We start from the raw sequence: 21,274 nt of genomic DNA on the forward strand, positions 1-21,274 counted from the left end.
ACGCTCCATCATTTCACTCGTCGTTCCACTCTTTAAATTTACGCTCCAATGTCTTTCGCGCTACACCAAGTTGTCTCGCAGCGGCAGATTTATTGCCTTCGTGAGCATCGACGACTTTTTCGATGTGCGCGCGTTCTACGTCTTTTAATTGCCATTCTTTCGGATAGCCATCTTCACAGACTGTCACGACTTGTGTTTCTCCGCTGGCGGAGGCTTTTGGTAACTCTCCGTCGCTCCAGTGTTGCAGGTCCGGTTTGCCCAACAGTACCGCCCTTTCAACGGTATTCTTGAGCTCACGAATGTTGCCCGGCCAGTCATACCCTTGCATTGCAGTCAATTCTTCCGCTGACCACACCACAGGTTTCAATCCCATTTCCCGCGAAAGTGTTTCGGAGAAATGATTGAGCAATAATCCGATATCTTCAGTACGTTCTCGAAGCGGAGGTAATTCGACAGAGAGTACATTCAGACGATAGTAGAGATCTTTTCGGAATCGCCCTTCTTCCACTTCTTCCTGCAAGTTTCGGTTGGTCGCCGCGACGATACGCACATCCACTTGTACTTCCCGCTCGGCACCGACGGGACGAATGGTCTTTTGTTCAAGAGTTCGGAGTAGAGAAGCCTGCATCGGCAGTGGCATCTCTCCGATTTCATCGAGGAAAAGCGTCCCTTTATCCGCAACCCTAAAGAGTCCGTCCTTGCTCTTTCGCGCACCTGTAAACGCGCCAGATACGTGACCAAACAACTCGCTTTCCAAAAGCTCTGGCGCAATGGCACCACAGTTAAGCGGAACAAAAGGACCACTCCTCCCGCTTAATGAATGCAGTGCGCGTGCCACTAGCTCTTTACCAGTCCCAGACTCCCCTTCAATCAACACTGCTGCGGGTGAAGGAGCAAGGCGGGAGACCATCTCTCGCATCGCGAGGGTTTTGGGCGCTTCACCGATAATATCGACTGGAAATGAACGGGCGACATCGCGCTGCAAGGCGACATTGCGCCGCTCCATCATGCGTTTATCGAGGCAGCGTTGAACCGATTGCAGCATTTGTTCGAGGTTGAAAGGTTTGAGAATAAAGTCGGAAGCACCAGCGCGAAGGGCTTTGATGGCGGTTTCGAGTTCCGCATAACCTGTCATGAAAATGATGTCGCTGCGCCTTTCATCATCGGTGAAGGCTTCATGCCAATCGATACCAGAACGCCCCGGCAGGTTGATATCCACAATCAATAAATCGAAATGATTACGCTGTCTTAACGCTTCAGCTTCTTCCAGTGAAGAGGCCGTTTCGACCTGAGTAAGCTTCTTGGAGAGCGCTTTATTTAAGATAGCGCGCATGCCGGGTTCGTCATCAACGACCAGCGCGGAGAAACCGAATTGCTGTAATGCGTCCTTCATTCAGTCAAAAGCCTTCGTATTCGTATCAGGTGTACCCAAACAGCATGAAGAATCAGTAAGTTTGGTATGTATCGATAGCATACCGACTCAATCATCATACATGCGACATTTTGACTCAGTCCAACAAAGCCTTAAATGAATCATGTATATAAAGCTGGTCATCAGATCGCAGAACTGTGACGAACCTATTTAATTTTCAATTATTTATGCGCTTAAATGCACGCGCTCAATTTTTGGCATTTTTGTTGCAGTGTCCACAATTCGACCCATCCCAAGTGGGCGAGGCAACACCTTAAAACAAGAAAAGCAATCAAACGTCAGGAAGACATAATGAAATCCATAAAAATCTCGAATCTATTTGCGCTCATCACTTTCTTAACACTTTCCTTAACGGCAAATGCCGCGGAGCTCATCAGACTGGCCACCACCACCAGTACTTATCACTCAGGGTTACTGGAATATCTACTACCAGAGTTTAAAAAAGACACTGGCTATGAAGTCCAAATCCTTGCTGCTGGCACAGGTAAAGCACTAAAAATGGGGGAAAATGGCGATGTCGATTTGGTCATGACGCATGCGCCAAATGCTGAAGCTAAGTTTGTCGATAAGGGCTTTGGCGTTCTGCCTCGCGGCCTGATGTATAACGATTTTGTTTTGGTCGGCCCATTGTCCGATCCTGCGGGTGTAAAAGGCGGGAAAGACGTCGCGACCGCATTTAACGAGATTGCAGCGAAAAATGCTGATTTTATCTCCCGCGGTGATGACTCAGGTACCAATAAGAAAGAGCTGCTTCTATGGGAAGAGGCTGGTCAGCGTCCTGAATTTGGTGCTTACAAAGCAGTCGGCCAAGGTATGGGGCCAACACTGACCATGGCAAATGAAATGCAGGGTTACACTTTGACTGACCGTGGCACATGGCTGGCATATCAGAGCAAGCTGGACATGGAAGTGTTGGTGGAAGGTGACAAGCGTCTTTTCAACCCTTACCAAGTGATTCTGATTAACCCAAGCCGTTACCCAGACATGAACTATGAAGGCGCAAAAGTCTTCAGTGACTGGCTGGTTAATCCAAAGGCTCAAGCCATGATTAATGGCTTTAAAGTGAACGGCCAACAACTATTCGTGGCGGATGCTGGCTAATGGATATGCTGGAAACAACCCGACAGGCAGTTACCTTGCTGTTTAGTGGCGATACAACACTATGGGGTATTGTCGGGGTATCGTTTTCCGTATCGCTATTTGCTATCGGACTGGTGATTTTACCGGCCCTTCTCATAAGCTTTGCACTTGCGTACTGGGATATTCCCGGCAAATGGGTGGTGTTGTCATTGGTTAACACCCTTCAATCTGTCCCTACCGTGGTCATCGGCCTACTGCTGTATATGATGCTTTCAAGAGCAGGACCAATGGGCGACTGGAAAATGCTCTTCACCCAAAAAGCCATGATCCTCGGACAGATTTTAATTGCGATGCCGATCTTGATCGCCATGATGCACGCCGCCTTTCAAAACAGCGATCGCCGCGCTTGGGAAACCGCCTACACACTGGGCGCTTCAATTCCCCGTGCCATGCTGACCCTGATGTGGGAAATTCGCTTTCCATTGCTGGCAGCCGTCATCACCGCATTTAGCCGGATTATCACGGAAGTGGGTTGCTCCATGATGGTCGGCGGCAATATTTTGAATTACACACGAAACATTCCCACGGCCATTGCGCTTGAAACGTCAAAAGGGGCATTTGCCCAAGGCGTTGCGCTGGGCATGGTTTTGTTGATCCTCGCGCTGACGATGAACTTCTTCATTAGCTACGCGCGTGGCAATGGTCACCTGAGAACGAGTTAGGGGCAAGGATGAGTCAGATTACACTGGAAGCCAGCGACCTGTCGGTGAAATACAAGCACCGACTTCTGTTCCATATTCCTTCGCTGAAAATCGCTCCTGGCGATGCCATCTATCTCACCGGGCAAAATGGCATCGGCAAAACCTCCTTACTTAAAGTGCTGGCTGGTATCCAAAAGCCAACCAGCGGTATTTTGAACCTCCGCAAACCGACTCTCATGCAACGTTTGGCAGGCTTTGCTGGGCAAAGTGGCGTTATCTACATGCACCAAGCCGCTTATCTTTTCGACGGCACCGTGGCTGAAAACGTGGCTTATGGTCTGAAAGGCAGGCATTTCTGTCAAAGAACCTGCCGCCAGCTTACAATGCAGGCCTTAAGAATGATTGGGCTGGAAAGCCTGAGCCGGGAGCATATCTCTGTGCTTTCCGGCGGAGAAAAACAAAAAGTGGCGATGGCTCGCGCCTGGGCGCTAAACCCTTCTATCCTTTTGATGGATGAATCCTGCGCCAACCTTGACCCTGATGCCATCGAAGCACAGAAGGTCATGGTCGAAGATCTGTTAGATCGTGGCTCAAGTCTGGTGATCACCAGCCATCACCCTAACTCGCTAACTGCTTGCTGCAATCAGCGCTGGTCGATCGAAAGTCAGCGCTTGATCCATAAGCCAAAACTCAACTTAATCAACAAGGATAACCATGCAGTCGCTTCCTGAAACCACGTGGGTCATTCTTGCCGGCGGCCAAGCTCGCCGCATGGGTGGAAAAGACAAGGGCCTTGTGACCCTGAATAACAAACCTCTCATCGATTATGTTCACGACCGCCTGACCGAACAAGGCGCACATGTTGCCGTAAATGCCAACCGCAATCAGGAAACTTACGCACAATACGGACAAGTTTTCAGTGATGTTTTCGAGGGTTTTCCTGGGCCTTTGGGCGGTATCCATGCTGCGATGGCACAGCTCGACAGTGAGTGGTTTGGCTTCGTCCCTTGTGACTGTCCTAACCTACCCCATAACCTGCTGGAAAAGATGTATCAATCTATTTCTGATGATACCGAAATAGTGGTCGCCCATGATGGCGAGTCCGTCCAGCCTGTCGTGACTATGTACAAACGCAGTGTATTTGAGCGATTAGAAAACTTCCTTAATAACGGTGACCGCAAAATTGTCCTGCTCTACAACATTTGTAAGACAGAGTTGGTTGATTTCAGCGATGAACACGATGCCTTCATCAACCTGAACACACCCGCCGAGCTTGAAAAATTCGGGGCACTTTCATGAGTCTCTCCAACTGTTCCTTACCTGTACTTGGGTTCGCAGCCTTCAGTGGTACCGGTAAAACCACCCTGCTTGAAAAACTCATTCCGCAGCTGGTGGAATCGGGCGTACGCATTGCCATGGTGAAGCATGCTCACCATGAATTTGATGTCGATAAATCGGGTAAAGACAGTTATCGCCTCAGAAAAGCAGGCGCATCACAAATGCTGATCAGCTCTCGCAGTCGTAATGCTTTGATGACAGAAACACCGGAAGAAGAATATACCCTCAACCAACTGCTCAGCCGCCTTGACCAAAACCGCGCCGATCTTGTTCTGGTAGAAGGCTTTAAGCACGAGAGCTTCCCAAAAATCGAACTTCGCCGCGAAGAACTCGCCAAACAGTGGCTTCACAAAGAAGACAAGAACATCATCGCCATTGCCTGCGACAGTGACCCAAAATCAGATCTACCTGCTCTCGACATCAATGATGTACCCGCAATGTGCGCCTTTATCTTGCGCTGGATGGAAGGCCACAAAGCACAGACAACAACCTGTGATTCCTTATCCCCCACCATGCTCTCTGTTGACGCAGGAAGAGAGAAGATTTTAGCAGCGATTGATGAGCCAATTGCCAGCGAAATCCACTCGCTTGAATCTTTATCTGGCAAGGTTCTGTCAGAAGACGTTATCGCACCGGTCAATGTGCCTTCCAGCACCAATTCAGCCATGGACGGTTTTGCGATTCGCAGTGATGATTTGGACCGCGACAGCTATCAGATTGTCGGTGAAGTTTATGCAGGTCATGGTCTTGGGATACCGCTGCAAAAAGGCGAATGTGTCCGCATCATGACAGGCGCGCCTGTTCCCGAAGGCGCCGACACTGTTGTGATGCGTGAGCAGGCAGCGATGGACGGCGATCTGGTGATGTTCGATACCCGAAAAGGTGCCATCCGTCCCGGACAAAATGTGCGTCAGGCAGGCGAAGATCTTAAAAAAGGTGTTGCGGTATTTAATGCTGGTACCCGCCTCAATGCTGCCTCAGTAGGGATGATGGCATCACTGGGTTTCAATCAAGCCAAGTGTTACAAGCCTCTCACCGTTGCTCTGTTTTCAACTGGTGATGAAGTGCAGGCACCCGGAACGCCCGCCAAAGAAAGCTGCATCTATGATGCTAATCGTTTTACGGTTCGCAGCATGTTGGAAAACCTAGGTTGCCGGATTATTGATTTGGGCATTATTGAAGACAGTGAGCAAGCACTGACAGACACATTGACCACGGCAATGGAAAAAGCCGACGTGGTGATTTCCTCCGGTGGCGTGTCAGTAGGTGATGCGGATTACATCAAGAACGTGCTGGATGCCTTGGGTGACATTAATTTTTGGCGAGTGAATATGCGTCCAGGCCGTCCTCTTGCGTTCGGCAAGTTGGGCAATACACCTTTCTTTGGCTTACCGGGTAATCCAGTGGCCGTCATGGTGACCTTCTTGCAGTTTGTTGAACCTGCCATTCGTAAAATGCAGGGTGATGTGAACTGGCAACCTCAGCATTTTTCGGCTGTGACCAGAGAGAAAATTCGCTCCCGTTTCGGCCGCACTGAGTACACCCGCGGTATTTATTCCATCAGCGCCAACGGTCAGATTGAAGTGCGTTCAACGGGCTCGCAGGGCTCGGGGATATTGCGTTCGATGCATGAAGCGAATTGCCTGATTGAGGTGTCACCGGAAGTGGAGAGCGCAGAGGTGGGTGATAGGGTTAATATCATTCCTCTCGTTTCAAGGCTCTAAGCTCAGAACACCAGAAACAAAAAATGCCGCTGGACTCAGCGGCATTTTTTATCGATTTTAGACTTATTTGCCTAGCGCTTCTTTGTAGTGCACACGACACACCGACACGTATCTGTCGTTACCGCCTATCACTACTTGGTCGCCGTCTGCAATGGCATTGCCTTCTGCGTCGGTGCGGATGACCATATTCGCTTTGCGACCACAGTGACAAATGGTCTTCAACTCTACCAGTTTGTCTGCCCATGCCAGCAGGTATTTCGCTCCTTCAAACAGCTCACCACGGAAGTCAGTACGCAGACCATAACAAAGCACAGGGATGCGCAGTTTATCGACCACTTCTGTGATTTGATAAACCTGCTCTTCGGTCAGGAACTGACATTCGTCAATAAGTAGACAATCTACTTTATTGTTGGCGTTGATATCGCAAACAGCCGCGTAGATATCGTCTTTCGGAGAGTAGAGTTGGGCCTCTGCCTGAAGACCAATTCGAGAGCTGACTTTACCCACACCATAGCGGTCATCGATTGCAGCGGTAAAAATCAGCGGGTTCATACCGCGTTCCTGATAGTTAAACGAAGACTGCAAAAGCGTGGTGGATTTACCTGCGTTCATCGCAGAGTAATAGAAGTACAGCTGGGCCATGGAATTCTCCCGAAATTAAGACTGACGAATGCTACCGAAAAATGGAGAGCGGTAAAAGCGGCGCAAAGCGCGTTACAAGAAAAAAGCCCCCGAAATCGGAGGCTCAGAGAGTAGTTTATGCCAGCTTACCCGGTCGACGTGACATCCAGCCAAACAGCGCACACACGACGACAAACGCACACATACCTGCCATCAGGGAAATGCTCAATGAATCCGTGAAACCCAGAACCAGATAAGCTATAGCAGCAACCAAGGCACCCGCCAGTGCATAAGGTAGCTGAGTCGCTACGTGGTCGATGTGACCACAACGTGCCCCCGTCGAAGACAGGATGGTGGTATCTGAAATTGGAGAACAGTGGTCACCGAATACTGCCCCCGCCAAAACCGCAGACAACATCGGCAACATCAGCGCGATATCTGTTGCACCTGCAAGGTCTCCCGCGATTGGGAGCATAATACCGAACGTGCCCCAAGATGTACCGGTGGAGAAAGCCATCGCTGCAGACAACAGGAATAGCAGTACTGGAAGCAATTGAACGGGCAGGTTGCCCTGAATGAGGGTCGACAGGAATTTACCGGTTGCCATATCTCCAATCACGGTACCGATTGACCATGCAAAGAACAGGATCAAAATGGCACCGAACATCGACTTCGCACCAATCCAAGTGGTAGTTGCAATATCAGATACTGGCAGACCTTGCTTAGCCACAGTGATCAACGCAGACAGCAAGCCCATCGCACCGCCGTAAAGCAGCGACATGCCTACATCTGTGTTCTCAAAAGCCCCCAGCACTGAAAAAGCTTTACCGTCTGCTTCAAGCGCCTGTGCCCCTGAATAAACCATCCAAGACATGGTCGCAACGATAAGGACAATGATTGGTACGACCAAATCAGATACTCGGCCTTTTTCACTTTCTTCAATGCCAAGCTCATCATCGAGTGGCTCGTGACCACTTTCTTCATCACCTAGGCGACTACCAGTTGATGCCTGGTACTCAAAGCGACGCATCGGACCCACATCCATTTGGAACCAAGCCACAGCGAATACCATCAGCAATGCGAAAATCGCGTAGAAGTTCATTGGAATCATGTGAGCGAATGCGCTCAGCGGACTGTATTCCGTCACACCATGGCTAACGAGGATGCCACCAATCACAGTGATGATGTACGCCCCCCAGCTTGAAGCAGGCATGATGACGCACATTGGAGCAGCGGTTGAATCAAGGATATAAGCCAATTTTGCACGGGAAACGTGGAAACGATCAGTAACCGGACGACTGATGGCACCGACAGCCAGGCTGTTAAAATAATCATCCACAAAGATGAACACACCCAGGAAAGCCGCCAACAGTTTCGCACCGCGTTTGCTTTTCACTCGACTCTGCGCCCATTCTGCAAACGCACGTGTGCCACCTGAAAGCGTCAACAATGCAGTAATTGCACCCAACAACAGAAGGAAAACGACAATGCTCATATTCCATGAGTTAATGCTGCCATCAGAAATAAACAAACCTTTAATCAGGTTGCCAAGGTAAGAAGCAGTGCCAGAAACGGAAAAGTCATTGAGCAACAAAGCGCCGGAAAAAATACCCAAGCCTAGCGACAATAAGACACGGCGGGTCACGATCGCGAGTCCCAGCGCCAGCACGGCGGGGAGCAAAGAAAGAGAAGAAGAAGAAAAATCGACTAAATTCATGATCTCTATATCAACCTATTCGGTTGGAGATCTACTGCAGAAATGGAAAACCAGACTGAACGAAGACAACGGTTATACACATCGTTAAATCCTACAGTAGCGCTCCATAGTTAAATCCCAATACTATGGCAGTGTTGTGCCTATTCGGTCACAACCCCAGCAGAGTCCCCTGATAAGCGACATTCTGCTTCGGCGCTATCTCCTTTCATTTGTCCTCATCGGCATCACCCTAAGACAAACTACTGATAAACCGCGCACCTCTACGTGTATCAACTCAAACAACTTTATACGATTGACGGTTTTTGCACCGATATACACATACAAAGTAAGCCCGTTTGAGCATAAAGCTAGCGTATTTTATGTGACATTGGTCTGTTTGCAATACAAAGATAAAAAATTTTACACACCTAGCTCAACATGGTTACAAACCAGCCACATTTCACAGTTTCGTTATTCTCTTCGCACATAAACTCACACAAGTATGACGTGTTTATTGTACAGCCTACCGAAAAAGAAGGGATTTTCTATCAAATCAATGGGAGGGCAAATATTAGATTTGCACTTTAATTAAAATAGATATCTAATAAGCACGAAGTTTATTTATTAAATATTGCAAAGAATTATTTATTCTTGCTACTCTTAGTGAAGCAATAAATTATTACATAACGAGAGAATAGGACTGGCATAATGTCTGATGCACTGAAAGTATTGTTAAACCTGCGCAGCCTTCGTGCCGTTGCGCGTGAACTTACTCTGGAACAACTACAAGAAGCTCTGGAAAAACTGCAAGCAGTAGTTAGCGAGCGTGAAGAAGCAGAAGCAGAAGCACGTGAAGCTGAAAAAGAGCGCGTTGAGAAGCTTGAGAAATACCGTGAAATGCTGATCAAAGACGGTATTGATCCAGAAGAACTTCTGGCAACACTTGGCGGCACCAAACCTAAATCTAAGCGTGCTGCGCGCCCAGCGAAATACAAATACACTGACGTAGACGGTTCAGAAAAAACTTGGACTGGTCAGGGCCGTACACCGAAAGTAATCAAAGATGCAATTGATGCTGGCGGTAAAGTAGAAGACTTCCTGATCTAATCGGGCGACGTCTAATACTAAGACAAAAAAGTATCATCATGAAAAAGGAGCAAATTGCTCCTTTTTTTATGCTTGTCGACAAATCTGTGCCTCTCTAAGAACGAAGTACACATGCGGCATACAAAAAAGCGCGCTAACCGCGCGCCTTTCTAATTAGTACTCTTCTCAGCCAAATTTAATACGATCTGCCAAGTGGCTTACTGCCAGTGCAAAGTAGTGAGAGCGATTCCACTTCATTAAGCTTTGATAATTGCCATAGACCAGATAGCTACGGCCATATTCATCATCAGGCTGAATTAACCAAGCTTTTATTTCCACATCTGGCAGTGAAGCATTATTCATACGTCGTACGCCAAGTGCTTGCCATTCCGCCAAAGTTTTTGCTTTATCCTGACTTAAACCTGACAAATCTCTATCGAGGTTTTTAGGAGTGATAACTTGACGTCCCCAAGTATATTCATCGTCCCATCCCGCGTTTTTTAAATAGTTTGCGGAAGAGGCAAACACATCAGGCTTCGAATTCCAGATATCTTTCTTACCATCGTTATTCCCGTCGGCTGCGAAAGAGATAAAAGAACTTGGCATAAATTGGCACTGACCCATGGCGCCAGCCCATGAGCCTTTCATCTTATCAATCTCGATGTGCCCTTCCTGCAATATCGTTAATGCAGAGAAAACTTCACCTCGGAAAAACGCTTCACGTCGACCGTCGTAGGCCATTGTTGATAGCGCTTCAATAACATTAAAGTTACCAGTGAATTTGCCGAAGTTACTTTCAACGCCCCACAAGGCAACTAAAAAGCGGGGTTGTACGCCGTATATTTCACCAATACGCTTTAGGTCATCATAATGCTCGTCGTACAACTTGCGAGCTTGAGAGACTTTCCAATCCGGAACTGCGCGCGGAATATACTCATCCAGAGTTAAACGTTTCTCGGGCTGATTTCTATCTGCTTTAACCGCACGTTCACGATAAGTCAGATTACTAAATGCCTTTTCGATGAGTGCAGCATCATAACCCTTTTCTACACTCTCTTTTTTCAGACCCTCAACGTAGCTGTCAAAACTCTGCTTTTCTTCAGCCAATGCTGGTGCAGACAAAGATAACGCAGCCCCAATGAGGATAGAGATTAATCCCTTACGCATAGCGCTCCTTTATAACTTGGTGTTTTTTTGTCGAATGTGCTGCAGCGCCGCATCCGGTGCAGGTGGCAACTGCAGATAAAATCCATCGTTCTTAAGGTTTTCACGTACTTTATTGATATCGGCAATCGCCAGCTTTTCACGTTTATCTAAGTTGACCATCATTACGAACTGCGGGTTCCCGAAAGTTTGTAACAATTGTTCAGGCACGTCTGAAAAATCATCCTTACGGCTTACGTAAAGATAGGTCGATTCCTTTTTCGTGCTCTTATAAATTGCGCAATACACCTTATACCTCTCACTATTCATGTCAGTTTGCAGCAAACGAATTTTGCGCTGTTCCCAATTTAGAGAAATGGCTTAGAAAATCGCAATGAAATCGGCGATTAAACCAGCACAGTCAGCCTTGGTGCTTGCCGCAAAGATGCCATGAATATACCATGCAGAACACTGTCTGATAATGCACGAAACCCGCTTTATTCCTCCCTAGAATGGCACGCAAATAAAATTTGTCCGCCACCGGAAAAATTGGGTGACGAAAATTCACGTTAGTGTTGTCAAAGCCAACAGTACCGTACCAGCTGGATAACTACCCGAATGACAAAAAATGCTGAACTCAAAGGCAGTTCGTTTACACTTTCTGTGCTCCATTTAATGGATGATGATTTGGATAGCGCGATGCAAGTGCTGTCTGACAAAGTCAGCCAGGCTCCGGCCTTTTTTGATGGCGCACCTGTTGTTGTCGATATCTCCAGGCTTCACTCTCAACCTGACTTCTTCCAGCTAAAAGCCACCATCGAAAAGACTGGCATGCTTGTTGTCGGAGTCACAGGTTGCAAACAAAATCAGGTACGTGAAGCCGCAAAGCTTGCAGGATTAGCTGTAATGAATCCGGCCAAGCAAGCAGCCCGTGTTAACGACCCCATCCAAACACCAACAAAAGTCATCACAACACCGATTCGCTCCGGACAGCAGGTCTACGCCAAGAATGCTGATTTGGTCGTACTGAACCATGTTAGTGCCGGTGCTGAAATCATTGCTGATGGCAGCATTCATATTTATGGCGTGCTCCGCGGCCGTGCCATTGCAGGCGCAAGCGGACAAAAAGAAGCCCATATATTCTGCCAGAACCTGCAATCCGAGTTGCTTTCCATTGCAGGCACATACTGGCTCAGTGAAACCATCCCAGAGCAGTACGCTGCACGTCCGGTGAAAGTCTCGCTGAAAGACGACTCATTAAACATTGAACACCTCACACTCTAACTTTCCAAAGGACTGAGGAATGACTCGAATTATCGTAATCACTTCTGGCAAAGGCGGCGTGGGTAAAACCACCTCAAGCGCTGCCATTGCTACCGGCCTTGCGCTGTCGGGAAAGAAAACGGCTGTTATCGACTTTGATATTGGTCTTCGTAACCTTGATCTCATCATGGGCTGCGAACGTCGCGTGGTTTATGACTTTGTTAACGTCATCAACGGCGAAGCTAACCTTCACCAGGCATTGATCAAAGACAAGCGCGTAGAAAACCTGTTTGTCCTGCCTGCGTCCCAAACCCGCGATAAAGACGCCCTGACCAAAGAAGGCGTTGCCCGCGTGCTGGAAGACATGAAGGCGATGGACTTCGACTTCATTATCTGTGACTCTCCAGCAGGTATCGAAGCTGGCGCGCTGATGGCGCTTTACTTTGCCGATGAAGCCATCGTCACGACTAACCCTGAAGTCTCGTCTGTTCGTGACTCAGACCGTATTCTCGGCATTTTGGATTCTAAATCTCGTCGCGCTGAAAACGGCGAAGAACCAGTAAAAACTCACCTGCTGCTGACCCGCTACAACCCAGCGCGCGTTGCACGGGGTGAAATGCTGAGCGTCGCAGACGTCGAAGAAATCCTGCGCATACCGCTACTGAGTGTGATTCCAGAAAGCCCTTCTGTGTTGCACGCGTCGAATAAAGGTGAACCGGTGATTTTGGATCAAGAGTCTGATGCAGGTCTGGCATACAGCGACGCCATCACCCGTCTGCTGGGTGACGAATGTCCTTTCCGCTTCCTGGAGGAAGAGAAGAAAGGCTTTTTGAAGCGACTGTTCGGAGGATAACCAATGGCATTGCTGGAGTTTTTCCGTCCAAAGAAGAAGACGTCCGCATCGCTTGCTAAAGAGCGTCTGCAGATCATCGTTGCAGAACGCCGCAGCGCAGGGAGTGCTGAGCCAACGTACCTACCCCAGCTGAAGCAAGACATCCTTGAGGTTATCCGTAAGTATGTGGATATCTCTCCTGAACAGGTTTCTGTTGCTCTTGAGCAACGTGATGACGATTTGTCTGTTCTCGAGCTCAACGTCACCCTGCCAGAAGACAAGTAACCTTCATAGTTACTGATCTTTTGGGATGAACAAATGAAAAAACCGGCGATTTCGCCGGTTTTTCTTTTTTCAGTGTTAGGATTATTTATCCAGTACTGCCAGTACTTTCTCTTCCAGATAAGCTTTACGCCAGCCAGTAAGAATATCCGGTGCTTTTTCTGGATTCCGATCATTCATCCATGCCCATTTAAGCACTTGGTGAATTTGCTTTTTCGATCCAATGAATTCCGGCACCATACCCAGCTGCTCGGCGACTGCGTTCGTTTGCTCTTTGATGTTCTTCACCGCTTGCTTGTAACCCGGCATGTCAACAAGGCGCTGAATCTCTTCAGGGTAATGAGCTATAGGCGTCTTATCTGCCTCCTGCGCCATTCGAATAAGGCGGCTGCCATGGCGTTCAATCTCAAATCGGTCAAAGCCTTCATCTGCCATCTTATCCAATGAACGGATGTTAAAACGCGCCATTTTCCATAGGTGCAATTCTTTCACCACGAAGTTCAACGCCAAGTCCCGGCGCTGCGCTTCTCTTAATCGCCAGCTCGCGAGCTTTTGCAGCACGGCCAGTTGTTTCGGGCGCAGCTGCCACGCGTTTTTAATATCGAGATAGGCTTTTTCGGGCTCTGGGGTTTTACCGCGTTTGCTTACCATCAGGGTACATTCTTGCTTCACCGCTTCATCCCAGCCTTTTTCGGTGACGCGTTTCGCAAGCAGATTATAGAGTGGTAACAGGTAGTAAACATCGGCAGCAGCGTACTCGAGCTGTTTTTCACTTAGCGGGCGAGCACACCAGTCAGTTCTGGCTTCACCTTTGTCCAATGTCACTTCGAGATACTCTTCAACCAGTGTTGCAAAGCCCGTCGACAAACCATGACCCAAGAACGCTGCCATGATTTGGGTATCAACCATTGGCGTTGGCATCACGCCCGCATAATGATGGAACACTTCAAGATCTTCACTGCACGCATGCAGTACTTTCACCACAGATTCATCGGTCAGCAGCGCCCAAAGCGGCGACATGTCTTCCAGTTCAATCGGGTCAATCAGGGACAGCGTTTCGCCATCGTAAAGCTGAATAAGACCTAGGCGCGGATAGAGTGTGCGGGTACGAACGAATTCGGTATCCAGCATCACTGCTGGTACTTGGCGTGCTCTCTCACACACACGTTCGAGTTGGGATAGCTCAGTTACAATGTCAAAATTCACGCTGTCATCCACATTTAGGTTCCAAGCTCGCTCTTTGAGCCCAGAAAACAAACATGCTGGCCTGAGCCAGCATGTTTTCAAAGGCATAGGTAGTTTAGTTACTACCTATTGTACGCGCTTAAGCGAGTCGACGCATGTCCGATTATGCTTCTGCGTTTTTGGCGTCCTGCTCTTCACGAAGAGCGCGACGCAAGATCTTACCCACGTTAGTTTTCGGCAGATCTTCGCGGAATTCGATCACCTTAGGTACTTTGTAACCCGTCAGGTGTTCACGACAATGCGCAAGAAGCTCATCTTTCGTCAAGCTTGGATCGCGTTTCACCACACAGATCTTTACGATTTCACCAGAGGTTTCGTGCGGCTGGCCAATTGCCGCAACTTCCAACACTTTACCGTGCAGCGCGACAACATCTTCGATTTCGTTTGGATAAACGTTGAAGCCAGACACCAGAATCATGTCTTTCTTACGGTCAACAATGTGCAGGAAGCCGTCGTCATCGAATTTGACAATGTCGCCCGTTGAAAGCCAACCGTCTTCGGTGATCACTTCTTTTGTCGCTTCAGGACGCTGCCAGTAACCCTGCATCACCTGAGGACCTTTCACCTGCAACTCACCAATCTGATCGTTTGGCAGTACGTTACCTTCCTCATCAACGATGCGGACATCGGTGGATGGTACTGGCAAGCCGATAGAGCCATTGTACTCTTTCAAGTCGTACGGGTACGCCGCCACCAGCGGAGAACATTCTGTCAGGCCATAACCTTCCAGCAGATGTTTACCCGTCAGCTTCATCCAGTTTTCAGCCACGGCACGTTGAACCGCCATGCCACCGCCAACTGTCAGGCTGAGATTGCTGAAATCCAACTCATGGAAATCTTCATTGTTCAGCAGTGCATTGAACAAAGTGTTTACGCCAGTGATTGCCGTAAACGGATGCTGTTTAAGCTCTTTCACAAACGCAGGAATATCACGCGGGTTAGTGATCAGCAGGTTCTGGCCACCCATTTCGATAAACAGTAAGCCATTAACAGTCAGCGCAAACACGTGGTAAAGCGGCAGCGCAGTGACCACTAACTCACGGCCTTCTTTCAAGACAGGTGCATACATGGCTTTAGCCTGGTTCAGGTTCGCCAGCATGTTGTTGTGGGTCAGAACCGCACCTTTCGCAACGCCTGTGGTGCCACCGGTGTACTGTAGGAAGGCAATGTCATCGCCGGTCATAAACGGCTTCACGTACTGCATACGACGGCCTCTTTTCAGCGCTAGGCGCATTGAAGTCGCGTGTGGCAGATTGTATTTCGGTACCATCTTCTTGATGTACTTCACCACGAAGTTAACGATGGTTCCTTTAGCACGTGGCAGTTGGTCGCCAAGGCTGGTCAGAATAACGTGGCGCACACTGGTGTTATCGACGATTTTTTCCAGTGTATGTGCAAAGTTCGATACGATAACAATTGCGGTCGCACCTGAGTCATTCAGCTGATGCTCGAGTTCGCGAGGGGTGTACAGCGGGTTAACGTTTACCACTACACAGCCAGCACGCAGAATACCGAACAGCGCAATCGGATATTGCAGCAGGTTTGGCATCATGACAGCCACGCGGTCGCCTTTTTTAAGGCCAAGATCGTTTTGCAGGTAAGCTGCAAAAGCACGGCTGCGTTCTTCCAGCTTACGGAAGGTCATCACCTGCCCCATATTAATGAAGGCAGTCTGATCAGCATATTTCTGCACCGACTTTTCGAACATCTCCACCAGTGATGGGTACATGTTCGGTGAGATTTCCGCTGGTACATCTGATGGGTAGCGGTTAAGCCAAACCTTATCCACTTGATCTCTCCTATTTTTTAACGCGGGCAGAAAAGGCCCGCGCCAGACGCAATAAATTCAAACGAGTGTTTTAACTCGCAATTAGACCAGAAGTAACATTCAATTAACATCGCTAAGCGCTGTGAGATGTAGCTTGGTCACAAAATCAATGATCAAAGACGCCGTTTTCGCCTGACTCTGAAGGTGGCAGTGATGTGTGCCTTCCACCATTTCCACGGTCAGGTTCTTGAACCACGCCTTACGTTTTTCAGCCATGGGGCTACGAAGCTCCGGATAACCGTCTTCGCCAATAATCGCCATCACTGGACATTCAATACCTCGGACCAGATGCTCGGCATGATGTGTCGACATCCGGTAAATCGATTCCGTCTTCAACTTGGCATCATGACGCCAGCGCCAGATATCGCCCACTTGCTCAATGCCACGCGTCACCAACGGTGTCAGATCTTCAATGCTGACTTTGTTGATACCCCGGCGAAGTTTCAGCGCCGCATCCAGCGAGGGTAAGTCACGAGGCAACTTCATATTCGCGCGGCTTTCAACACCGCGTTTCAGCCTTTCGACGACTTTATCTTCGCGCTCAGACATTGGGCCAAGCGCTTCTATCATCACCAACCCTTTCGCCCTTTCAGCGAAGGCAGCACTCCAGCAAGACGCTACCAATGCGCCCAACGAATGCCCGACCAGATAGATCGGCCTGTCGCCCAGCTGAAGGATCAGTTGGTGCAGGTCGTCCACATAATCAAAGAAGGGATAGAAGCTGTCAGCACCTTTATGGTCGGAATAACCGTGCCCAGGCCAATCTGGCATGACCAAATCAAAGTGCTCGCTGAGTTGCTGGGCCAGTGGCGCAAAGCTTCCGCTATTATCTTGCCACCCATGCAACATCAGAAGAGTCGGCGTGTTTCGCTCGGTCAGATAAACCTGCGCGGCGAGATCGCCAAATCTCACTGCATATTTTTTTTCTTGTAATGTCATATTGGACCGTTTGAGAGCGCGCGAAGCCTACCACAGAGGGTGCAGGCCAAGTGGTACGAGGAGTTACTTAAACGAAGACATCTACGCCGAACATGGCGATAAGTTCTTCACGACGGGCCTGGTTTTTCACATCCATGTAGGACGCCAGCGCATGGCGGCTTCGCCCATCGGGTAAATCGTAATGAATGTTTTGAAAGGCATCTTCCGCCATTTCAGGGTTTCGAATTCCACGGGATACCGCTTTTGCCACCACGGAAGGCTCGGAGACATCACGGGCCTCATCCTTCTTAGGCGTGGGTTTGCGTCCAGCTTTTCCTGGACGCTGTATCTGCTGTGGTAATCCCTGAATTGAAACCATGAAAGACCTTATCGATTAGCTTTAGATAAAACTATTCGCGACCTGGTAATTTCTTCCATGCCACAGTATCACGAAGGTATACCGGGCTGGCATGTTCTGCATCCACTGCCTCTCCACGCGCAAACGCATGATGAGCAAGGATTAACATATCCTGCGATTCAGGATATAGCACACCGCTGTCGCTTACTGACAAGTGTAGCTGGCCTTGCAGATCAGGGTAAGCTTGCCAGCCCGTTCCTGCTACAAACCACTCACCACCTTCTGCCAACTCTGGCTTGAACATTTCAGGAGGCAGCACTGCTTCTTCGACGACCGTTTCCCAATCGCCGTTTTCAAGGCGCACATAGCCACCTGCATAGATTTCGTTCATGCGTGCATCGATGGTGGACAGCACATGTGTGGCCTGTTGTTTACGATGAGCTTGCTCCGCCATTGCAGCCAGTGTAGATACACCGACCATTGGTAGGTCTGCACCAAATGCCAGACCCTGAGCGATACCAATACCAATACGAACACCGGTAAAACTGCCAGGACCACGACCAAACGCCAGCGCATCGAGCTGGTTCAGCTTTAAGCCCGCTTCAGCCAATACACTATCGACCATAGGCAGGATTTTCGTGGTGTGTTCACGCGGTGCCATTTCACAACGCGCGATAATGTCGTTCCCCATCTTCAGGGCAACGGAGCAGTTTTCAGTGGCCGTATCGACGGCAAGGATCTTAGAAGCCATTTATACCTCTGACGCTGCAGACGATTCTGCAGACTGGTTGTTCGTATCTATTTCAGCGAGAAATTCACTGACTTTTGCCAGATCACGCGTTCGCGGAATTGGCGGTAAGCTGCGCAGGAAGGTTTCACCATAGTTTCTGCTCACCAAGCGGTTATCACAGAGAATGAGCGCACCATGATCGTTTCTATCACGTATAAGTCGCCCAACTCCCTGCTTGAGGGTAATCACCGCATCGGGGATTTGAACGTGGGAAAACGGGTCGCCGCCCTGAAGGCGACAATCTTCAATCCGTGCTTTTAGTAACGGATCATCCGGCGCAGTAAAAGGCAATTTGTCGATAATAACACAGCTCAGCGCTTGCCCTCTAACGTCTATCCCTTCCCAGAAGGCACCTGTGGCAACCAAAAGCGCATTACCGAGCTCTAAAAATTCAGCGAGTAGTTTCTGTTTCGACATTTCCCCTTGCACCAACACCGGCAAGTCTGACAATTCGCGGAAACGCTCAGACAAATCACGCACCATTTGATGAGAGGTGCAAAGGAAGAAACAGCGTCCGTTGTTTTGCTCGATCACTGGCTTGAGCATGTCCACTAATTTATCTGCAAGGCCATAGCTGTTTGGCTCGGGCAAAAAGCGCGGTACACAGAGAATCGCCTGAGATTCGTAATCGAATGGGCTGGGCAGGGTAAACTGCTCCGTGGGCTCTAAACCCAAGCGGTTGCTGAAGTGACTGAAATCATCATTCACCGCGAGCGTTGCAGAGGTAAATATCCACGCCCCTTCCTGCTGCTGAATTTGCTCGCGGAATTTTTCAGCCACGGACAATGGCGTGATGTTCAGGCTGAAATGATGACGGCTGCATTCGTACCAGTAGGAATAGCCAGGGATGGAAGTATCTTTTACCCGCTCAAGTCTGGCTTTAAATAAAGTGGCGCGATCGAAGGCAGCATCCAACAACTGGCTTCGACCCAACGACAGTTTCATCACGTCATGGGCAAGCTCAAGTGCATCAGTCAAACGCACTAGCTCCCTTGCCACGGCTGGCGAAGTGCTTATTTCACGCCAGTTACCGCGAAAGCCCGGCTCGCCCAGTACAATGCGTAAATCTGAAGCCGATTGAGAGAGACGATCAGCGACTTTCTCAAGCTGTTTGGTATCGCGAAGTTCAGTGCGATACGCAATGTTGATGTCTTTGGCGAGTTCCTGAAGTTGGCGACTGGAAAGACTCTGGCCGAAATACTGGCTGGCGATATCGGGTATCTGATGCGCTTCATCGAAGATAAACACTTCCGCTTCCGGAATCAGTTCACCAAACCCTGTTTCTTTGATCGCCAAATCGGCTAGGAAAAGGTGGTGATTCACAACCACCAAGTCTGCATCCATGGCGCGCTTGCGGGCCTTCACCACAAAACAGTCTTCGTAACTTGGGCATTCTTTACCCAGACAGTTGTCATTTGTCGAAGTAATTGTGGGGATGATTGGGCTGTCTTCCGCCAAATCATCGCATTCGCCCAAATCGCCGGTTTTGGTTTCTGAAGACCAACTTCGTACTTTCACTAACTGGCTAAGCAGCATTGGGTCGGCGTGACCATCGTGACTCTCAATCATCTGGCGGCTTAAACGCTCTGGGCAAAGGTAGTTTGCACGCCCTTTCAGCAAGGCAACACGACCTGAGAAGCCGAGGGTGTCAACCATCAATGGCAGATCACGGTGAAACAGCTGTTCCTGAAGGTTTTTAGAACCTGTACTGACGATGGTTTTCTTTCCACTGAGCAGTGCCGGCACCAGATAAGCGTACGTTTTACCAGTACCCGTCCCTGCCTCGACCACAAGTTGAGTTTGATTTTTAATTGAACGCTCAACTGACAAGGCCATATCGGTCTGCGGCTGACGTGGCTGGAAGCCTTTTATCGCTCGAGCCAACGCACCTGTGGTGGAGAAAACCTTCGAAATCATTGGTCATTTATACAGTATTTGAAAGGATTGCATTATGCCAACAATCCCCCCTTATCGCCAGACATGCAGAACCTCACCGTCAAGTCTTTGACCTTGAGGCCAATTCAGAGTAAAACGTGATGAATAGCAAATTAAAATTCATCACGAGTAATACGTTTCTATGGAAAGAAAAATCCTGCTGACGGACTGCCCTGACGCTCAAGGCCTCATCGCCAAGATCACCAACATCTGTTACAAGCACCAACTCAACATCATCCATAACAATGAGTACGTTGACCACAGCACAGGTCAGTTCTTTATGCGTACTGAGCTGGAAGGAATTTTCAATGATGAAACCTTCCTGATGGATATCGATCAGGCACTCCCTGCAGGCAGTCACCGCAATCTTGTTGACACCAGTCGCCGTAAACGTGTGGTGATCATGGTGACCAAAGAGTCGCACTGTCTGGGTGACATTCTCATGAAAGCCTATGACGGCTCACTGGATGTGGATATTGCTGCCGTGATTGGTAATCACGACAAATTGGCCGCATTAACGGAAAAATTCGATATCCCGTTCCACTTTGTGAGCCATGAAGGCTTGGAACGTGAAGCGCATGAAAACCAAATCATCGACATCATCGAAGGGTATGAACCGGATCATATTGTTCTGGCGAAATTTATGCGTGTTCTGACACCAAACTTCGTTGCACGTTTCCCGCGCAAAATCATCAACATTCACCACAGCTTCCTGCCAGCATTCATCGGCGCGCGCCCTTATCATCAGGCGTGGGAACGTGGCGTGAAAATCATTGGAGCAACGGCGCATTTCGTGACCAACGATTTAGATGAAGGTCCAATCATCGACCAGAACGTGAAACATGTTGACCACACCTTCAGTGCAGAAGACATGGTTAAAGCAGGTCGTGACGTAGAAAAAACCGTGCTGAGTAATGCACTGAGCCAAGTGCTCGAAGACAAAGTCTTCGTTTATGGCAATAAGACCGTCATTCTGTAAGCAGGAAATAGACCAAAGAAAAA

At 48.9% G+C, this 21,274-nt stretch carries 21 protein-coding genes and 1 riboswitch; of the genes, 10 read left to right on the plus strand and 11 right to left on the minus strand.

Going from position 1 to position 21,274, the window contains the following annotated elements:
* Positions 1-13 precede the first annotated feature (13 nt).
* Positions 14-1,393 (minus strand): sigma-54-dependent transcriptional regulator, encoded by a 1,380-nt coding sequence (locus GCE9029_RS08635; RefSeq protein WP_062662636.1) that lies wholly within the window; start codon positions 1,391-1,393, stop codon positions 14-16.
* Between the two features lie 330 nt (positions 1,394-1,723).
* Between GCE9029_RS08635 and GCE9029_RS08640 the strand changes: the two genes are divergently transcribed.
* Genes GCE9029_RS08640 through GCE9029_RS08660 form a run of 5 tightly spaced genes read left to right on the plus strand, consistent with a single transcriptional unit; the run spans position 1,724 to position 6,275 of the window.
* Positions 1,724-2,533, plus strand: coding sequence for an ABC transporter substrate-binding protein (locus GCE9029_RS08640; protein WP_062662638.1), 810 nt, complete (start codon positions 1,724-1,726; stop codon positions 2,531-2,533).
* A complete protein-coding gene (locus GCE9029_RS08645) occupies positions 2,533-3,234 on the plus strand; it encodes an ABC transporter permease (RefSeq protein ID WP_002542119.1) in 702 nt (233 codons plus the stop codon). The genes GCE9029_RS08640 and GCE9029_RS08645 overlap by 1 nt, the downstream gene beginning before the upstream one ends.
* 8 nt (positions 3,235-3,242) lie before the next feature.
* A complete protein-coding gene (locus tag GCE9029_RS08650) occupies positions 3,243-3,944 on the plus strand; it encodes an energy-coupling factor ABC transporter ATP-binding protein (RefSeq protein WP_062662640.1) in 702 nt (233 codons plus the stop codon).
* Entirely contained in the window at positions 3,928-4,512 is a 585-nt protein-coding gene (gene mobA, locus GCE9029_RS08655; RefSeq protein ID WP_062662642.1) for a molybdenum cofactor guanylyltransferase MobA, read from the plus strand. The genes GCE9029_RS08650 and mobA overlap by 17 nt, the downstream gene beginning before the upstream one ends.
* Positions 4,509-6,275 carry a bifunctional molybdopterin-guanine dinucleotide biosynthesis adaptor protein MobB/molybdopterin molybdotransferase MoeA gene (locus tag GCE9029_RS08660; RefSeq protein ID WP_062662644.1) on the plus strand — a complete coding sequence of 589 codons (1,767 nt, stop codon included), beginning with the start codon at positions 4,509-4,511 and terminating at the stop codon, positions 6,273-6,275. Before mobA ends, GCE9029_RS08660 begins: the two co-directional genes overlap by 4 nt.
* A gap of 63 nt (positions 6,276-6,338) precedes the next feature.
* On the opposite strand, the gene GCE9029_RS08665 is transcribed toward GCE9029_RS08660, so the two are convergent.
* Positions 6,339-6,917, minus strand: coding sequence for a thymidine kinase (locus GCE9029_RS08665; protein ID WP_062662646.1), 579 nt, complete (start codon positions 6,915-6,917; stop codon positions 6,339-6,341).
* A gap of 115 nt (positions 6,918-7,032) precedes the next feature.
* On the minus strand, positions 7,033-8,613 hold the full coding sequence (locus GCE9029_RS08670; protein WP_062662648.1) for a Na+/H+ antiporter NhaC family protein: 1,581 nt from the start codon (positions 8,611-8,613) through the stop codon (positions 7,033-7,035).
* Between the two features lie 89 nt (positions 8,614-8,702).
* Positions 8,703-8,884: riboswitch (Lysine riboswitch) on the minus strand.
* Between the two features lie 416 nt (positions 8,885-9,300).
* On the opposite strand from GCE9029_RS08670, the gene GCE9029_RS08675 reads away from it, so the two are divergent.
* A complete protein-coding gene (locus tag GCE9029_RS08675) occupies positions 9,301-9,699 on the plus strand; it encodes an H-NS family histone-like protein (protein ID WP_062662650.1) in 399 nt (132 codons plus the stop codon).
* Between the two features lie 165 nt (positions 9,700-9,864).
* On the opposite strand, the gene GCE9029_RS08680 is transcribed toward GCE9029_RS08675, so the two are convergent.
* The gene (locus GCE9029_RS08680; protein WP_062662652.1) at positions 9,865-10,845 is read right to left on the minus strand and encodes a lytic murein transglycosylase; all 981 of its coding nucleotides are present in this window, start codon (positions 10,843-10,845) and stop codon (positions 9,865-9,867) included.
* A gap of 9 nt (positions 10,846-10,854) precedes the next feature.
* Positions 10,855-11,130: a YcgL domain-containing protein gene (locus GCE9029_RS08685; protein WP_039850128.1), complete on the minus strand. Its 276-nt coding sequence runs from the start codon at positions 11,128-11,130 to the stop codon at positions 10,855-10,857.
* Positions 11,131-11,439: 309 nt separating this feature from the next.
* Here GCE9029_RS08685 and minC point away from each other — a divergent pair, with 309 nt between their 5' ends.
* Genes minC through minE form a run of 3 tightly spaced genes read left to right on the plus strand, consistent with a single transcriptional unit; the run spans position 11,440 to position 13,201 of the window.
* Positions 11,440-12,105 (plus strand): septum site-determining protein MinC, encoded by a 666-nt coding sequence (minC, locus tag GCE9029_RS08690; RefSeq protein ID WP_062662654.1) that lies wholly within the window; start codon positions 11,440-11,442, stop codon positions 12,103-12,105.
* Positions 12,106-12,124: 19 nt separating this feature from the next.
* Positions 12,125-12,937 carry a septum site-determining protein MinD gene (gene minD, locus GCE9029_RS08695; RefSeq protein WP_062662655.1) on the plus strand — a complete coding sequence of 271 codons (813 nt, stop codon included), beginning with the start codon at positions 12,125-12,127 and terminating at the stop codon, positions 12,935-12,937.
* A 3-nt stretch (positions 12,938-12,940) separates the two neighbouring features.
* Positions 12,941-13,201: a cell division topological specificity factor MinE gene (minE, locus tag GCE9029_RS08700; protein WP_002539539.1), complete on the plus strand. Its 261-nt coding sequence runs from the start codon at positions 12,941-12,943 to the stop codon at positions 13,199-13,201.
* 81 nt (positions 13,202-13,282) lie between these two features.
* Here minE and rnd read toward each other — a convergent pair whose 3' ends face one another.
* The 6 genes from rnd to yoaA all read right to left on the minus strand — a co-directional run bounded on the left by rnd (position 13,283) and on the right by yoaA (position 20,254).
* A complete protein-coding gene (gene rnd, locus GCE9029_RS08705) occupies positions 13,283-14,404 on the minus strand; it encodes a ribonuclease D (RefSeq protein ID WP_062663182.1) in 1,122 nt (373 codons plus the stop codon).
* Positions 14,405-14,546: 142 nt separating this feature from the next.
* Positions 14,547-16,232 (minus strand): long-chain-fatty-acid--CoA ligase FadD, encoded by a 1,686-nt coding sequence (gene fadD / locus GCE9029_RS08710; RefSeq protein ID WP_062662657.1) that lies wholly within the window; start codon positions 16,230-16,232, stop codon positions 14,547-14,549.
* 99 nt (positions 16,233-16,331) lie between these two features.
* Positions 16,332-17,210: an alpha/beta fold hydrolase gene (locus GCE9029_RS08715; protein ID WP_062662659.1), complete on the minus strand. Its 879-nt coding sequence runs from the start codon at positions 17,208-17,210 to the stop codon at positions 16,332-16,334.
* Positions 17,211-17,277: 67 nt separating this feature from the next.
* A complete protein-coding gene (locus GCE9029_RS08720; RefSeq protein WP_062662661.1) occupies positions 17,278-17,568 on the minus strand; it encodes a hypothetical protein in 291 nt (96 codons plus the stop codon).
* A gap of 31 nt (positions 17,569-17,599) precedes the next feature.
* Positions 17,600-18,298 (minus strand): tRNA (adenosine(37)-N6)-threonylcarbamoyltransferase complex dimerization subunit type 1 TsaB, encoded by a 699-nt coding sequence (tsaB, locus tag GCE9029_RS08725; protein ID WP_062662664.1) that lies wholly within the window; start codon positions 18,296-18,298, stop codon positions 17,600-17,602.
* The gene (gene yoaA, locus GCE9029_RS08730; protein ID WP_062662666.1) at positions 18,299-20,254 is read right to left on the minus strand and encodes a DNA repair helicase YoaA; all 1,956 of its coding nucleotides are present in this window, start codon (positions 20,252-20,254) and stop codon (positions 18,299-18,301) included.
* Positions 20,255-20,414: 160 nt separating this feature from the next.
* Here yoaA and purU point away from each other — a divergent pair, with 160 nt between their 5' ends.
* Complete coding sequence (gene purU, locus GCE9029_RS08735) at positions 20,415-21,251, plus strand: formyltetrahydrofolate deformylase (protein WP_046305742.1); 837 nt, start codon at positions 20,415-20,417, stop codon at positions 21,249-21,251.
* The last annotated feature ends 23 nt before the right edge of the window (positions 21,252-21,274 follow it).

This window comes from Grimontia celer (genome assembly GCF_900055185.1).
GTDB lineage: Bacteria > Pseudomonadota > Gammaproteobacteria > Enterobacterales > Vibrionaceae > Enterovibrio > Enterovibrio celer.

Bases quoted from the DNA above. Each gene is read 5' to 3' on its own strand.
- GCE9029_RS08635 (WP_062662636.1), bottom strand. From the start codon at position 1,393: ATGAAGGACGCATTACAGCAATTCGGTTTCTCCGCGCTGGTCGTTGAT.
- GCE9029_RS08640 (WP_062662638.1), top strand. From the start codon at position 1,724: ATGAAATCCATAAAAATCTCGAATCTATTTGCGCTCATCACTTTCTTA.
- GCE9029_RS08645 (WP_002542119.1), top strand. From the start codon at position 2,533: ATGGATATGCTGGAAACAACCCGACAGGCAGTTACCTTGCTGTTTAGT.
- GCE9029_RS08650 (WP_062662640.1), top strand. From the start codon at position 3,243: ATGAGTCAGATTACACTGGAAGCCAGCGACCTGTCGGTGAAATACAAG.
- mobA (WP_062662642.1), top strand. From the start codon at position 3,928: ATGCAGTCGCTTCCTGAAACCACGTGGGTCATTCTTGCCGGCGGCCAA.
- GCE9029_RS08660 (WP_062662644.1), top strand. From the start codon at position 4,509: ATGAGTCTCTCCAACTGTTCCTTACCTGTACTTGGGTTCGCAGCCTTC.
- GCE9029_RS08665 (WP_062662646.1), bottom strand. From the start codon at position 6,917: ATGGCCCAGCTGTACTTCTATTACTCTGCGATGAACGCAGGTAAATCC.
- GCE9029_RS08670 (WP_062662648.1), bottom strand. From the start codon at position 8,613: ATGAATTTAGTCGATTTTTCTTCTTCTTCTCTTTCTTTGCTCCCCGCC.
- GCE9029_RS08675 (WP_062662650.1), top strand. From the start codon at position 9,301: ATGTCTGATGCACTGAAAGTATTGTTAAACCTGCGCAGCCTTCGTGCC.
- GCE9029_RS08680 (WP_062662652.1), bottom strand. From the start codon at position 10,845: ATGCGTAAGGGATTAATCTCTATCCTCATTGGGGCTGCGTTATCTTTG.
- minC (WP_062662654.1), top strand. From the start codon at position 11,440: ATGACAAAAAATGCTGAACTCAAAGGCAGTTCGTTTACACTTTCTGTG.
- minD (WP_062662655.1), top strand. From the start codon at position 12,125: ATGACTCGAATTATCGTAATCACTTCTGGCAAAGGCGGCGTGGGTAAA.
- minE (WP_002539539.1), top strand. From the start codon at position 12,941: ATGGCATTGCTGGAGTTTTTCCGTCCAAAGAAGAAGACGTCCGCATCG.
- GCE9029_RS08715 (WP_062662659.1), bottom strand. From the start codon at position 17,210: ATGACATTACAAGAAAAAAAATATGCAGTGAGATTTGGCGATCTCGCC.
- GCE9029_RS08720 (WP_062662661.1), bottom strand. From the start codon at position 17,568: ATGGTTTCAATTCAGGGATTACCACAGCAGATACAGCGTCCAGGAAAA.
- tsaB (WP_062662664.1), bottom strand. From the start codon at position 18,298: ATGGCTTCTAAGATCCTTGCCGTCGATACGGCCACTGAAAACTGCTCC.
- yoaA (WP_062662666.1), bottom strand. From the start codon at position 20,254: ATGATTTCGAAGGTTTTCTCCACCACAGGTGCGTTGGCTCGAGCGATA.
- purU (WP_046305742.1), top strand. From the start codon at position 20,415: ATGGAAAGAAAAATCCTGCTGACGGACTGCCCTGACGCTCAAGGCCTC.